At 45.2% G+C, this 13,281-nt stretch carries 12 protein-coding genes and 2 tRNA genes; 9 read left to right on the top strand and 5 right to left on the bottom strand.

Annotation, left to right across the window (positions count from 1 at the left end; translation table 11 throughout):
* Positions 1 to 269 precede the first annotated feature (269 nt).
* A complete protein-coding gene (locus J4N39_RS20220; RefSeq protein WP_252024282.1) occupies positions 270 to 1,466 on the bottom strand; it encodes an aromatic amino acid transport family protein in 1,197 nt (398 codons plus the stop codon).
* A gap of 273 nt (positions 1,467 to 1,739) precedes the next feature.
* On the opposite strand from J4N39_RS20220, the gene J4N39_RS22995 reads away from it, so the two are divergent.
* The 3 genes from J4N39_RS22995 (at position 1,740) to J4N39_RS20210 (ending at position 3,818) form a co-directional block, all read left to right on the top strand.
* Positions 1,740 to 1,862 (top strand): hypothetical protein, encoded by a 123-nt coding sequence (locus J4N39_RS22995; protein WP_286036839.1) that lies wholly within the window; start codon positions 1,740 to 1,742, stop codon positions 1,860 to 1,862.
* Positions 1,863 to 1,908: 46 nt separating this feature from the next.
* The gene (locus J4N39_RS20215) at positions 1,909 to 2,493 is read left to right on the top strand and encodes an acyl carrier protein phosphodiesterase (protein WP_252024279.1); all 585 of its coding nucleotides are present in this window, start codon (positions 1,909 to 1,911) and stop codon (positions 2,491 to 2,493) included.
* A gap of 74 nt (positions 2,494 to 2,567) precedes the next feature.
* Positions 2,568 to 3,818: a DEAD/DEAH box helicase gene (locus J4N39_RS20210; protein ID WP_252024276.1), complete on the top strand. Its 1,251-nt coding sequence runs from the start codon at positions 2,568 to 2,570 to the stop codon at positions 3,816 to 3,818.
* Between the two features lie 83 nt (positions 3,819 to 3,901).
* Here the strand turns inward: J4N39_RS20210 and J4N39_RS20205 are convergent, their stop codons facing one another.
* Both J4N39_RS20205 and J4N39_RS20200 read right to left on the bottom strand, forming a co-directional pair.
* A complete protein-coding gene (locus tag J4N39_RS20205) occupies positions 3,902 to 4,597 on the bottom strand; it encodes a VC0807 family protein (RefSeq protein WP_252024274.1) in 696 nt (231 codons plus the stop codon).
* Between the two features lie 146 nt (positions 4,598 to 4,743).
* Positions 4,744 to 5,259, bottom strand: coding sequence for an NUDIX hydrolase (locus J4N39_RS20200; RefSeq protein ID WP_252024271.1), 516 nt, complete (start codon positions 5,257 to 5,259; stop codon positions 4,744 to 4,746).
* Positions 5,260 to 5,574: 315 nt separating this feature from the next.
* Between J4N39_RS20200 and J4N39_RS20195 the strand changes: the two genes are divergently transcribed.
* The 6 genes from J4N39_RS20195 to J4N39_RS20170 all read left to right on the top strand — a co-directional run bounded on the left by J4N39_RS20195 (position 5,575) and on the right by J4N39_RS20170 (position 10,065).
* Positions 5,575 to 7,236, top strand: a complete 1,662-nt coding sequence (locus J4N39_RS20195) for an ATPase RavA domain-containing protein (RefSeq protein WP_252024267.1) — start codon at positions 5,575 to 5,577, stop codon at positions 7,234 to 7,236.
* A gap of 10 nt (positions 7,237 to 7,246) precedes the next feature.
* Positions 7,247 to 8,695, top strand: coding sequence for an ATPase RavA stimulator ViaA (gene viaA / locus J4N39_RS20190; protein ID WP_252026863.1), 1,449 nt, complete (start codon positions 7,247 to 7,249; stop codon positions 8,693 to 8,695).
* A gap of 83 nt (positions 8,696 to 8,778) precedes the next feature.
* On the top strand, positions 8,779 to 9,279 hold the full coding sequence (locus tag J4N39_RS20185; RefSeq protein ID WP_252024265.1) for a GNAT family N-acetyltransferase: 501 nt from the start codon (positions 8,779 to 8,781) through the stop codon (positions 9,277 to 9,279).
* Position 9,280: 1 nt separating this feature from the next.
* Positions 9,281 to 9,754 carry a GNAT family N-acetyltransferase gene (locus tag J4N39_RS20180; RefSeq protein WP_252024263.1) on the top strand — a complete coding sequence of 158 codons (474 nt, stop codon included), beginning with the start codon at positions 9,281 to 9,283 and terminating at the stop codon, positions 9,752 to 9,754.
* Between the two features lie 158 nt (positions 9,755 to 9,912).
* Positions 9,913 to 9,986: transfer RNA gene (locus J4N39_RS20175), tRNA-Cys, on the top strand.
* 3 nt (positions 9,987 to 9,989) lie between these two features.
* Positions 9,990 to 10,065: transfer RNA gene (locus J4N39_RS20170), tRNA-Gly, on the top strand.
* A gap of 359 nt (positions 10,066 to 10,424) precedes the next feature.
* On the opposite strand, the gene J4N39_RS20165 is transcribed toward J4N39_RS20170, so the two are convergent.
* A complete protein-coding gene (locus J4N39_RS20165) occupies positions 10,425 to 11,381 on the bottom strand; it encodes a transposase (RefSeq protein ID WP_252024261.1) in 957 nt (318 codons plus the stop codon).
* A gap of 161 nt (positions 11,382 to 11,542) precedes the next feature.
* Positions 11,543 to 13,228: a sensor domain-containing diguanylate cyclase gene (locus tag J4N39_RS20160; protein ID WP_252024259.1), complete on the bottom strand. Its 1,686-nt coding sequence runs from the start codon at positions 13,226 to 13,228 to the stop codon at positions 11,543 to 11,545.
* Between the last annotated feature and the right edge of the window lie 53 nt (positions 13,229 to 13,281).

Raw genomic sequence — 13,281 nt, 5'->3', positions numbered from 1 at the left:
TGTAAGGGGCTTTTCGGTGACTTTTGTAGGCATAGTACCTCGCTTAATTATAAATACTGCCTCTTGGTGATTTGGAGTCTAAGCCCCTTCATCACACAGCAGTTGTTGCGTCACTGTAGCGCTCAATAAATATACCAACCACTCATAAATCTTGCCCAAATAGCGGGTTGTTATACAGCGCACCTCAAATTTTTGGGTTTAAGTCGCCGATGTTGACCTCGCATTGAGCTGAATACGAAATAGCATACGGTCAAGAGTGTCCTTGTGTACTAGTTCAAACTGTTGGTTAGGCCAAGAGATAAAGCAATCTGGGCTGCAACCACCAAACAGCCAACGGCATTGACTAAGTGCAAGGACAGACGACCGCCTGCGACTTGGTAATAGAGATCTGATGTCGATTGTTGTCTTGCCCTTTTGACCATCGTTGTCGGTAGAAAGATTGCTAGTACCGCCAGTGCGATTGCAGCGTAACCCAGGGCTGTAATAAACCCTTGCGGGTAAAACAACGCAAAGCCAAGCGGTGGAGTAAAGGTGACAGCGGCGACTAGGATTCGACCTTTTACCGTACCACTTTTATTCAAACTGTCGGCGATAAATTCAAACAGCCCTAGGCTTACCCCTAGAAATGAGGTGAGTAGTGCAAGGTCAGCAAACAGATTGATTGCTTCTAGCAAGCGACCGCCGCCAGCGGATTGGCTCAATGTAGAAATGAAGTGCTGTAAACTTGGTGAGATACCGAGTTGATTTGCGGTAATGACACCCATCGAACTTATTTGCCATGCTAAGTAAACGAGCAGAGGTAAAAGTGAACCGACAAGAATCGCAACTCTAAGCGCCTTAATCTCTTTACCCATGTAGTTAACGATGGCTGGAATACTGCCGTGAAAGCCAAATGATGTGAAAATGACAGGCAGTGCGGCGATAACCAAGCCTTTTTCAAGTGGCATAGCGGTTAAGTTTTCGATTCGAACGCTTGGTGTCAAAAAGTAGAGCACACTGAGCAGCATAAGGATTTTGGCGACAAATAATAAGCGATTGACACGATCTACTGATCGGGTGCCTAGTGCGACGATCGCCGCAATGAGTAGGGTAAAGAGAACAGTAGCTGACTCCTTACTGATATCCATCCATGTCTCGAGTCTTAAATGGAACTGGCTGCCACCGCCGGCAACGTACGCTGAGCACAAAGCATAAAACAAGAACAGCATAGAAAGCGTGGTGATGATTTGTCCTTTGCGACCCAAAAACTGTTGAGCAAGGGTATGCAAAGTAGCACTAGCAGGAGCATGTTGATGAAGCTCCAACATGAGTAGAGCGGTAAATGCCATGACTGCCCATAGGCCAAACATGAGCATGGCGGCGACTGGAAAGCCAATTGCACTTGAAGTGATCGGCAGCGCCAGCATCCCTGCGCCTATAGTTGTGCCAGCGATGATCAATGTACTTCCGAATAGTTTTGACGTCATAAGGGTGTTCAATAAAATTTACAGTGGATGGGTGGTGAGGATTGGAACTAACCACTCTATAAGGCTTGAATCGGAATGTGCCATGCATTGCCTGACAAAGCAATTTACTGGTGAACACTAAAATTTACGCCTACTGTAAATCTTTAATTACAGTGCGCTCAATCCAATATGGGATGTGAGTCAAACTTCTATGCGTATTTGGTGCAATAAGCTTATAAAAGTGTGGTTTATGACGTATAAATGATGTGCAACAACTTTTCATGGAGTGATTAAATGAGTGAAGAAAATAAGCATGAGCTCGAAATGCTTGATGCACTTGAAATTGGCTTAATCTTGGCGGATTACGTAGAGCCTGAGAGAGTAACTGAGTCAAATGAGGTTACGCCAGATAAGTAATCGGTTTAAGCTAAAGGTGTTGAAGCGCCCAATTTAGAAGCAAACAATGAATTTTTTAGCCCACTTACATATCGCCGAGCATAGTAATAGCAGCTTGCTAGGAAACTTGCTCGGTGATTTTGTTAAGGGGGACCCTGACAAACAGTACCCAGCAACAATCTCCCAAGGCATTCGATTGCATCGTTTTGTGGATAGCTACACCGATACTCACCCCATCGTCAAACAAGCCAAGCTTTGCTTTCCATCAGAATTGAGACGTTTTGCTCCGATAGCGTTAGATATGTTCTGGGACCATTGCCTTGCATCGGATTGGCAGCGATACCATCAAGGTACACTATCAGATTTTTGCGACTACGCTTACGAGCAGACTCGAACCGAACTGACACTTCCAGCGCGCTATACCCAAGTGTCCGACGCCATGTGGCAAGGCCGTTGGTTAGAGTCTTATGCGCACTTTGATAATATGAGTTATGCCTTATCTCGTATGGCAATGCGTTCGCCAAGAATGGGCGCTTTAGCAAATACTAGCCATTATCTTCATAGTCACTATCACCATCTTACTGAGCTCTTTACTGCTTTATATCCTGAGATTCTAGCCGCGGCTAAAGCACAAAATGAGCGTTTGAAATAACGACCGCTGCTTGTTGTGGATTGGTTCAATTTGAGCTGTTACAATCCCGCGCTGTTAAATCAGAGGACAGCATCATGCCATTTCAATCACTCGGCCTAAACGCATCACTATGTGAGCACCTATCATCATTGGGTTTCGAGCAACCAACACCGATCCAGCAACAAGCGATCCCACATGTGTTGGATGGAAAAGACGTTCTTGCGGGTGCGCAAACAGGAACTGGCAAAACCGCAGCCTTTGGTTTACCTATCATTCAAGCATTTACCAATGCGCCGATGCACCGTGATGACAATAGCCATGACGTGAGAGCGTTAGTGTTGGTGCCAACACGAGAACTGGCACAACAAGTGTTAGAAAGCCTGACCAGTTACGCTAACCAAACACTTAAAGTGGTTGCTGTGTACGGTGGCACGAGCATCAATGTACAAACCAGCAAACTTAAGGGTGGCTGCGATATTTTGGTGGCGACGCCAGGAAGACTCTTGGACCATATGTTTCAAGGTAATATTTCACTGGCAAAAACTGAAGTATTGGTGCTTGATGAAGCGGACCGAATGCTAGATATGGGCTTTATGCCTGATATTAATCGCATCATGAAGCGCATAAATTCGGATCGACAGACCTTGTTCTTCTCGGCAACGTTCGCCGGTAAGATCAAAAACATCGCTTACAAGTTGCTTAATAATCCTGAAGAAGTACAGGTATCGCCGCAAAATACGACTGCGGAAACGGTTAAACAGATGGTTTATCCGGTAGATAAACATCGTAAAGCCGAGTTACTGGCCTATCTCATTGGCTCTCGAAATTGGCAGCAAGTGCTGGTGTTCACCAAAACAAAGCAAGGCAGTGAACAACTGGCGAAAGAGCTAAAACTGGATGGTATTAAAGCAGAAGCGATCAATGGCGATAAAAGCCAAGGTGCACGCCAAAGAGCGCTTGATGGTTTTAAAGAAGGAAAGGTAAGAGCCCTCATCGCCACTGACGTCGCCGCTCGTGGACTAGATATCCAACAGCTTGAACAAGTGGTGAACTTCGATATGCCTTTTAAAGCGGAAGATTACGTGCACCGTATTGGTCGAACCGGACGTGCTGGTTTGCAAGGGCAAGCGATCTCTTTGATGAGCCCTGATGAAGAGTATCTCCTAACGGCTATTGAATCACTATTGGACGAGCGCTTGCCGCAAGAGTGGTTAGCGGGTTACGAGCCAAGCCCTGATGCGCCAAAGATGGATGACAAAGCGCCACGTCGTAAGAGTCGTTCTTCTGAGAAACGTAAGATGAAGGCAAAAATGAAGATCCACGCAGGACGTGGGAAGAAAAGATAATTAGGGCAACACGCCCTAGTAATACCAACAAAAAAGCGAGTGACAGTCAGTCACTCGCTTTTTTGTTGTTCAATTAACAAGGATTACTTAGCGTGAAATATTTGATCAGCATCGAGCGAGGTCATAGATTTCACTTGTCGCCACAGGTAATAGAAGATACCAAACATCATCAACATACTTGGGATAGCAATCATTGGGTAACTGTAGAGAGTTAACTTACCTAGCTCTTCATTAAAGGCAGCAGTACCCGCAGGGCTTGTCACGATCCAAGTCGCAAGGAAGTAGTTCATCGCTGAAGAGAATGCGAACGTACTGGCAAACAAGTAGTTGGACGAAGTTAAGCACCGAGCAAACTCAGCCGATTTGCCATTTTCTTCTAATCGCTTGTTGATAAGATCTAGGTTCAAGATGGTGTCATTGAGCAGCATCTTTTGCATAAATGGGTAGCGGGTAAATGTCGAGCCAAGCACTGCTAAACCAATCAAGCCAGGGATCAATGCCTCTTTAAGTGCTAACCAACGGGTATCGAGTTCTAATAGGCCGATTCCACCGGTCAATAGTATGCTGACAAAGCCAAGCGCTGCGATAAAGTTAAACTTCTTGTTGCGGATAAGATCCATACCACCATAAGCAATAGGGAACATCAAGGCGACAACAAGGCCCATAGTGGTGCCTAAGTGTTCTTCACCACTAAACTTCATCAAAATAAAAGACGGAATGAATACGTTAAACAGTATCTCAAATAGAGGGTTCGGCTTTTTGGCGGTGGTGCTGTTCATAATGGTACTAGATCTACTTTATTGGTATAGGTGTTACATCGACAGGCAGTGTTAATTGCCTAGCACCATATGTAAAGGAGTATGATGCTCGGTTATGTAACGACTTATTAATTCTTTAGTCAATGTATTTTAGCTGACAGTGATAGCTAGACTAAACCGCACAGTTTGGCTTTGAATAGACAAGCGATGGTTTTTGCGTCGCTGATCTCACCATTGGCAATGGCGGTTTCGACCCAATCGAGTGAACGAGGCTGCAAATTAATCACTTCGTCATCGTCACACAGCAGGCGGTCAGTTTTTGTTAATCCTTTAGCGATAAACAAGTGCTGGATCTCGTCACAAAATCCGGCCAGTGGCGTGACTTGCCCCAGTGAGATCAATTCGCTCGCACTGTAACCTGTTTCTTCTTCGAGTTCTCTCTGCGCACATTGTGTTGGGTCTTCTTCACTTTCCATCGTACCTGCAGGGAGTTCGAGTAACCATTTTTTTAACGACGGGCGAAATTGGTGAATCAACAATATCTGACCATCATCCAGGACAGGAAGGATGACGGCTGCACCGGGGTGGGAGATAGTGGTGTGTGAAATAGTTTTGCCAGTAGGGAGTGTGACGTCTTCTTCACACAGCTCGATATTTTTCCAGCGATGAATAACCCGATCCATAGTTCCGCTTAATTGTTGTTTTTATTGATACTGCCCGCCAAACGCCGTTTTTGTAAAGGGCTTTCACTCAAATCGACGATGAACGCTGCATTTTGCGGCGCTTTTTAGTTGTCACCAAATGTAACGATATCTATGAAATCACACACGTAATGTGCGCTATTTACCGTTTTTGTAAGCATAGTTTACTAAACATACGCCATTTTTGTGATCTGGTATAAAGGCAGACCCTACCCAAAAGTAGGGGTTGTAACAAAATTATAACAACTGTATAAAGTTATTAAGGGCAAATGGAATGCCTAGGATTGAGGGAACAGTATGCTAAACACCCAAGTGCGCTCGCATGCTCAAAAAGCGCTACTTTCTGAAAGAATTAATAAACTCGCCGAGGCCCTGTCAGATGGGGTCTATGAACGAGAGCATACCATCAAATTATGCCTACTTGCCGCACTCTCTGGTGAAAGTGTATTTCTTCTTGGCCCTCCGGGTATCGCCAAAAGTCTAATCGCTAAGCGTCTAATTCAAGCGTTTGATAACAGCAGCTACTTCGAATATTTGATGACTCGTTTTTCCACGCCAGAAGAAGTGTTCGGCCCGCTTAGCATTCAAGAGCTGAAAGACAACGGCAAATACGTACGATTGACTAAAGGCTACCTACCTACCGCACAAGTCGTGTTTCTCGATGAAATTTGGAAAGCTGGCCCAGCCATATTGAACACACTGCTTACCGTGGTGAATGAAAAGACGTTCAAAAATGGTAATGAGATTGAAAAGGTGCCAATGCGCCTACTGATCACGGCATCTAACGAACTGCCGGATGAAGATAGCGGCCTTGAAGCACTGTATGATCGGATGTTGGTTCGAGTGTTCGTTAACCGTATTCAAAATAAGCAAAACTTTCGTTCGATGCTAACAGTCGGTACGGATCAAGAAGCTAAAATTCCCGAAGGCTTAGCTATTACAGACAGTGAATATCGTCAATGGCAGGCAGAACTAGACACACTGGAGCTTAGCGATCAGTGTTTCGAAAAACTCTATACCCTCAAAACGCTAATCGAGCAAAAAGCAGAGCAGCAAGGTGAGCAACTCGGACAGTCAGAGTTGTATATTTCGGACCGACGCTGGAAAAAAGCGGTGAAACTTCTAAAAGCGAGTGCGTATTTTTGCGGTCGTGACACCATTAACCCGCTTGACCTATTGCTGTTGCGTGATTGTCTATGGCATAGCCCAGAATCTAGGCTTCTGGTCAATGAAGTGTTGCAAGATTTCGCCCTACACCACGCTTTCGACCAATCTGAAATCAGTCTACAAATAGAAACTTGCCAAGATGGTCTCAGTACCATTCAGGGCGAACTCGAAGCGCAATATTCGATGACGCTTATCCATGAAGTTGCGAGCAAAATCCTACGTAAAGAAGGCTTTAGCTACGATCTTTCTCAAGGTAAGAAGTATCAAGTGGGCAGCACTTCGGGACTTTATAAGCTGGTGTTGTTACAGAGCAACATGTCTGTGTCTGAGTCTGAAAAAGGCGATAGCCGTTGGGTCTATGTCTCTGCTGATGAGCTTGAAAAAGCGATTAAAGAAGGCGGTGGCGATGCTTATGGCTTTGTTAACCAAAATACCAATATGTGCCGATTGCGGTTTGATGTTGATGCCGATGAGCGACTCGTGATTCGCGACATCGCTAACCGTGCAGTGTTGGTATCACTGGTGACGCACAAAGGACTCGATGAGCAACAGCACCAAGATTGGTGTGAACAAGCCAGCAGTGCTCGCGAGCAGTTAAGCGATGCGGAACATCACCTGCGTAAAGTGAAATCCGATTTTCATGGTGCTTTACCACATGGTTTTATCGAGCCAGAAATTCCGACCCAGATGGAAGTGACCATTCAATCACTGGCGCAACAGCTTGAAAAAGCCACGGTGGAGAGCGAGAAAGTCGCTCGTCGAATTCAAGGTTTGAGCGAGTTTTTCGCATAAGAGGTGAATGATGTTAGGTGCTGATGGACTCAACTTAGCCATTATGGTTGCAGATTCAGGCATTGTTGACGCTGCAGTGAATGACTTGTTAGGTCGTTCGCAGGTCATGATGGTGGCAAAGAACAATCGAGGCATGAAGTCATCGATTAAAAACCACCTGATAAAATGGCGTGGCAAAGTCAAACATAAGATGACTAAGGTATGTGAGACCGAGCGCTTTCAACAGGAATTGGCTTTGTATCAAGAAGTGATTTATTGGGATGAGCCAACCTTCTTTAGACAGATCCCCGAAGTCGTAAAAAAGCTTGAATGGCACTCTTCATTTTATCTAGAAGCTCGCCGTCTACTGGATAAAAATAAGGGTAAGCAAAATCCTATGTTTGCCCACTATTTTTGTGATCAGTGGTACCAAAGCTTAAGTGATGCAGTTAAGCAAGCACAGATGAATGAGCTCGAGACCGACAAAGAAAAACTGCTAGCCGATCTTTATCAACGTATTGAAACCATGAAGGAAATGGACGCCGTCTCCGAAGAGGGCAGTGTAGCCGGAATGGGGCGCTTGTGGGATATGGCGTCGGCGAAGTTGTCGAAATCTGACCTAGGTAATATCAAGCAGTATGCCGACTTTTTGAAAAAGAATGGTGAACTGCAAGAGATTGCTCGTAGACTAGGTCGTATGGCGAGTGATGTTGATGACCCAAGTTTGAACAAAGCGCCAAATGAAGACCTTAAAATGGTCGAAGAGCAAAGTGATGAAGCGACAGATGACATTGTCGGTATTCACGAAAGTGACGACTTGAGTAAATTGCTACCCAATGAAACTATGTTCTTGGCCTACCCAGAACTTGAGGTGGTTTTTTACAAGCACCTCGTTGATAAGCGATTGATGAACTATAAAACTCAAGGGAAACGACGAACGCTACGCAAGGTTAAAGCGCAATCGGCAGATAACAAGCAAGTGGACAAAGAAAAAGGGCCATTTATTATCTGTGTGGACGCTTCTGGCTCCATGTCAGGGTTCCCAGAGCAGTGCGCCAAAGCCATGGCTTATGCTTTGATGCAAATCGCGCTTGCTGAAGAGCGCGACTGTTTTGTGATTATCTTTTCAACCGAACAAATCACCTACGAGTTGACCCGCCAAGATGGCCTTAGAGAGGCGAGCGATTTTCTCTCCTATCGTTTTCATGGCGGCACTGAAGTCGAACCTGTTCTGGAGCAATCTATCGAATTGATGTCGACGGATCGCTACCGCAATGGGGATCTGTTGGTGATCTCAGATTTCATTGCACCTAAGCAACCAGACCATATTTTGGAGAGAGTCGAACAACTCAAAACCCAATCCAATCGCTTCCATGCAATTTGCCTGTCTAAGTACGGTAATCCACAATTGATGTCGATGTTTGACCATTGTTGGACTTATACCCCTAACGTGATGAATCGATTACTAAAACGCTGGTAATTGAGTCAAAAAAGCGGTTGGGCTTTTTCTCAACCTGAGTTACTTTGTTGGTTAATCAATCATCAAGGTCCTCAGGAGGGAATATGAGTGAAATAGTCGTTCGCCGCGCACAACCAAGTGACGCATCCGCTATCGCTGCTATCTATGCACAAGGTGAAGCTTGTGCTCAAACCCTCCAACTGCCAATGGCTAATGAACCGCTGTGGCAATCTCGTTTGCAAAATATCCCAGACAATGTGACCAGTTTGGTCGCAGAATATGATGGAATCGTGATTGGCAACCTAGGACTTGAGTTATGTCCTCAGCTTAGGCGTCGCCACGTGGCGCATTTTGGTATGGGTGTCAAAGATGAGTTTCATGGAAAAGGGGTCGGTTCAGCATTGATTAAAGCGGCGCTTGATTTGGCAGATAATTGGTTAAACGTGCGTCGATTGGAGCTAAACGTATACATCGATAATCGTGCTGCGATTGCTTTGTATGAGAAGCACGGCTTTGTGATTGAAGGGGAAAGCAAGGACTTCGCTTTCCGTAATGGTGAGTATGTAAACGTGTTCCATATGGCACGGATTAAACAGGGAATTTAACATGGTAGAGTTATTGCCTTATGAACCTCAGTGGCGTGACCAGGTGTTAGCACTATCGGTCAATGATGACCAAGTCGAGTTTACCGTCGCTAACATGAAAGATGCCATTGACCTTGCCGAAGCTTTCGAGCGTCTGGTTTTGGTGATCGAAAACCATAATGTGGTGGGCTTCTTTAAGCTTGATATGACTTATAGCGAGCGATATGACTTTTGTCCAAATACTGCCATAGGCTTGCGCTCAATGCTCATTGATAGCGCACATCAAGGTCGTTCGCTTGGGAGTATGGCGCTCAAGCAGCTTGCCGAATACGTGTCGATGCGGTGGCTAACGGTTGAGTACGTCTATCTCACCGTGAATTGTCGTAATAAAGGGGCGTACAAAAGTTACCTGAAGTCAGGCTTTATGGATACAGACACCTTGTATCATGGTGGACCAGTAGGACCACAGCATGTAATGCGCCTGGCGATAACCTAGCAGGTGAAAGGGTTCGGTGGATTTGTCACCGTTTTGAACTTATTAGCGCCAAGATGATGCTTATATGTCCGAACGGTTGTTCTATTTCAGAAATATTGTTGACTCTCTCTGGGGATGGGGTAAAGTACGCCCCGTTCCCGAGACAAAGGGAACACGAAGGCGTGTTGGCAGAGTGGCTATGCAGCGGATTGCAAATCCGTGGACCTCGGTTCGACTCCGGGACGCGCCTCCATTTGCGACACTAGCTCAGCTGGTAGAGCGCAACCTTGCCAAGGTTGAGGTCACGAGTTCGAACCTCGTGTGTCGCTCCAAATTAGAAAAGCCCGACTCTTTGAGTCGGGCTTTTTGCATTCTCTTCTCCAATTCAGGACAGGCACCTCTAGCTTTCTTCTTTTCTTTATTGGGGACACACACCTCAAAAGTTGGATTTCAACTAGTAGTTCGATTCAGGACAGTCGGGCTAGGAAACGCTAAAGTTTGGGGGTTATATCTTTCATACCTGCCACTTTCTTTGTGCCAAATTGCTTTAATCACAGAAAGTATCGTACCAGTTAATAATTTAGCTGGGCTGTTTTCTTAATTTGACATTTAACTTTGATAGGCTTCGCCATCGGCTCAGCACGAATGACCAGCTTGAGCTGGCATCATTGTGACACAGATGAAAAGAACTTTATTCGAGAGGATACAAGTGGATTTTAGACTTACTCAACGCACATTTTGCATGTTCCACAAGCGAAATACCGCCTATAGCGGTAGTGTTCCTTTTCTCTAACTGTGTACAAGCTTTGAACCAGCATTCGTGATTGATGTTGAGCCGAACCAATATTGGAGGAGATGAGCTTGGTATCGAGTACTTTCCATCCCTCAATTGCTTAGCACTCCAATCAACCAATTCGATATAATCAATCAGCTTAAAAGGCAGGCCGTTAAGTTCCTTTTTTGCAGTACCAACGAACGGGTAGAGACACTGGGCAGCCTTAGATTTTTGCCTTAGTGCTTTGATTCGTAAGTTAATTGACGTGAACTCAGAGCTTTCTGGATCTTTGGCAACGCCAGCGCGAACTGGGTTGAGGTCTACATAAGCCATAGCAGCTGCAAGTGCTTTTTCATCCAATAGCGCTTGGCTTTTAAATCGACTCTCCCAGAAATGCCCTGAGCAGTTGTCTTCCTGGTTGGCTTTGCACGCAATGTCATAATTGAGCTCTTTCATAAACCAACTTAGTGACCACAATCGCTTTCGCCAGTTTTCTATAATTTCGGAACACTTTAGCTCTTCAGCCTTACTCGAAAGCTGTTTCTGTTGCCACCGTTTAATCAATTCAGGAAGTTTATGAAGAAGTCCCCATCGTTCAACGACCTCCTCAAGAGTCAGCGCAGAAGCCTTGTCACGATTGATGTGAAGCACTACGTGGAAATGGTTGCTCATCACAGCGTAAGCGCAAACATCAATACAGTATGCGCTTGTCAGAGATAGAATTTTGTCTTCTATCCAAGCCCTTCTATGCTCGTAACTAATATTCGTGAGCTTGTCGATACCACACAAATAGCTACGCCGCACACAGCGAGAAACGCAGTGATAATAAGGTGTAGCATCTACAGAGATGAGGTTTTTCCTAGCAGTGGTCATAATCGTTAGTAACGGTGGTTTTTAGCTAACTTAGCAGTCGGGCTAGGGACAAAATGAGAGCTTAGGCGGCTTAGTCAAAAAATCAGTCTAGAATCATACTTTTGGTGTGTGTCCCAAATAGAGGAGGTTGGAAAGAATTTGGTGTGTGTCCTTAAGTAAATTTACTTTTCGCCTTTGGGTTCTAGTTGGTTGGCGTGTATGGCTCTGGAGCGGCCTTGATCTTTGGCTTGGTAGAGTGCCATGTCTGCTATTTTGATAAACTCTTGCTCGTCAACCTGAATATCTGGGTAGGTGGCGATACCTGCTGATATACCAAGTTTACCAAGTGACTGTCCTCGATGCTCTAAGTGCAATTGGCTTACCTGTTCTACAACAATTTCGGCAAGTGCTATTGATTCCAGTACCGCCATGTTGGGGCATATGATGGCAAATTCTTCGCCGCCAAGGCGACATACATGGCTGTTTTCATTGGCGGCATGTAGAAGTAGATTACTTATCTCTTTGAGCACATGGTCGCCAGCGTCGTGTCCAAAGTCATCGTTGAAGTGTTTGAAGTGGTCGAGGTCAAACATCAAGAGTGATATCGGAGTATGGCTATGTGCCGAGATGGACCACTCGCTTTCAAATTTTTCTTCAAAGTATCTGCGATTAAACAGGCCTGTTAAGGGGTCTCTCATCGCTTGCGAGCGTAGTTCTTCTTGAAGACGGAGGTTTGCTAGTGCCAACCCTAAATGCTCTGCAATCGCAAATGCAAGTTGCTTGGCTTCGTCATCGACTACAACGTCAGGGTCACAATAGTAGAGATGCAATATACCCACGGAATTACCGTGGGCTGTTAGAGGAACGCACAGTGTCTTGGTACGCTCATCTAAGCCGTGCATATGCTTACATACGAGGTGTTGATTTGCTTCGTGAGACAAATGGTATCGCCCCTTTCTCATCGCCCAGCAGTCATGAGGGGCGTATAAATGCTCTCCAATCCAATCTCCCCCCCAGTCGAGATTAACTTCGAGCAAATTTCCTGAGTCTCTCATCAAAGAGACACAACCGTTTGTTTTACCTAACAGTCGAGGCATCAGGTCTTCTACAACGGATTGTGCTTCATTGATGTTGGTGCAGGCGGCCAAGGTAGTGGCTAGCTGTCGCAACAGTTCAATTTCATGGGTGCTTTTATCAATTCTCGATTGCTGAAGCGATCTTTCTTCATCGATCACCTGTTTGATTTTTTTCTGACTAAAGACCGTAGATGCGATTAGAACCAACATCGAGAAAGCCATCAGGATATATATTATGAACCTAAGATCTTGTGCCATATTGGCAAGCTGTATCGTAGGTGTTGCCATCCGAACGATATAGATCGAGCTGTGGTGCGTATGGGAGTGGTGATGTTCATCGTCGATGATTTCAAATCGCTTGGCAACGTAGAACAGATTTTGATCTAAGGTTGAACTGAATCGTTTGCTCATTCCTTTGCCACGACTAAGCGCCTCAACGATTTCAGGCCTGTTAGCATGGTTGTCCAGTCTCTTGACCTCAGTAGTGCTGAGTTGTGTGTCAGCGAGAACAGAACCATCTTCATGAATAATCGTGATGCGCTGTGTCGTAGAAGATTGAGATAAGTTGTCTAAAAATACAGCAATTTGAGCTGGCGATAAGTCGTATACGTGTACTTTATCCGTTTGGATTTGGTGTGCTACATCATCGACAATGCTAAACATATACCCGCTGACTATATCAGTGAGCCACTCATCTAATGTTTTGTTGTAGAAATACCCCCCAATAAGCAAAGAAATTGCTAGGGTTAAGATAGGGAAGTACTGAATGCGGCTGATTGAGTTGCTAAACATGAGCTTTCCAGAAACGCTTTATGAATTAAGCTTAGTTAATGGGAAGCGGATTG

It is taken from the genome of Vibrio sp. SCSIO 43136 (assembly GCF_023716565.1).
Classification (GTDB): domain Bacteria; phylum Pseudomonadota; class Gammaproteobacteria; order Enterobacterales; family Vibrionaceae; genus Vibrio.
This window is presented reverse-complemented; position numbering and strand designations above follow the sequence as displayed.

Bases quoted from the DNA above. Each gene is read 5' to 3' on its own strand.
- J4N39_RS20160 (WP_252024259.1), bottom strand. From the start codon at position 13,228: ATGTTTAGCAACTCAATCAGCCGCATTCAGTACTTCCCTATCTTAACC.
- J4N39_RS20200 (WP_252024271.1), bottom strand. From the start codon at position 5,259: ATGGATCGGGTTATTCATCGCTGGAAAAATATCGAGCTGTGTGAAGAA.
- J4N39_RS20195 (WP_252024267.1), top strand. From the start codon at position 5,575: ATGCTAAACACCCAAGTGCGCTCGCATGCTCAAAAAGCGCTACTTTCT.
- J4N39_RS20180 (WP_252024263.1), top strand. From the start codon at position 9,281: ATGGTAGAGTTATTGCCTTATGAACCTCAGTGGCGTGACCAGGTGTTA.
- J4N39_RS20210 (WP_252024276.1), top strand. From the start codon at position 2,568: ATGCCATTTCAATCACTCGGCCTAAACGCATCACTATGTGAGCACCTA.
- J4N39_RS20165 (WP_252024261.1), bottom strand. From the start codon at position 11,381: ATGACCACTGCTAGGAAAAACCTCATCTCTGTAGATGCTACACCTTAT.
- viaA (WP_252026863.1), top strand. From the start codon at position 7,247: ATGTTAGGTGCTGATGGACTCAACTTAGCCATTATGGTTGCAGATTCA.
- J4N39_RS22995 (WP_286036839.1), top strand. From the start codon at position 1,740: ATGAGTGAAGAAAATAAGCATGAGCTCGAAATGCTTGATGCACTTGAA.
- J4N39_RS20215 (WP_252024279.1), top strand. From the start codon at position 1,909: ATGAATTTTTTAGCCCACTTACATATCGCCGAGCATAGTAATAGCAGC.
- J4N39_RS20205 (WP_252024274.1), bottom strand. From the start codon at position 4,597: ATGAACAGCACCACCGCCAAAAAGCCGAACCCTCTATTTGAGATACTG.
- J4N39_RS20220 (WP_252024282.1), bottom strand. From the start codon at position 1,466: ATGACGTCAAAACTATTCGGAAGTACATTGATCATCGCTGGCACAACT.
- J4N39_RS20185 (WP_252024265.1), top strand. From the start codon at position 8,779: ATGAGTGAAATAGTCGTTCGCCGCGCACAACCAAGTGACGCATCCGCT.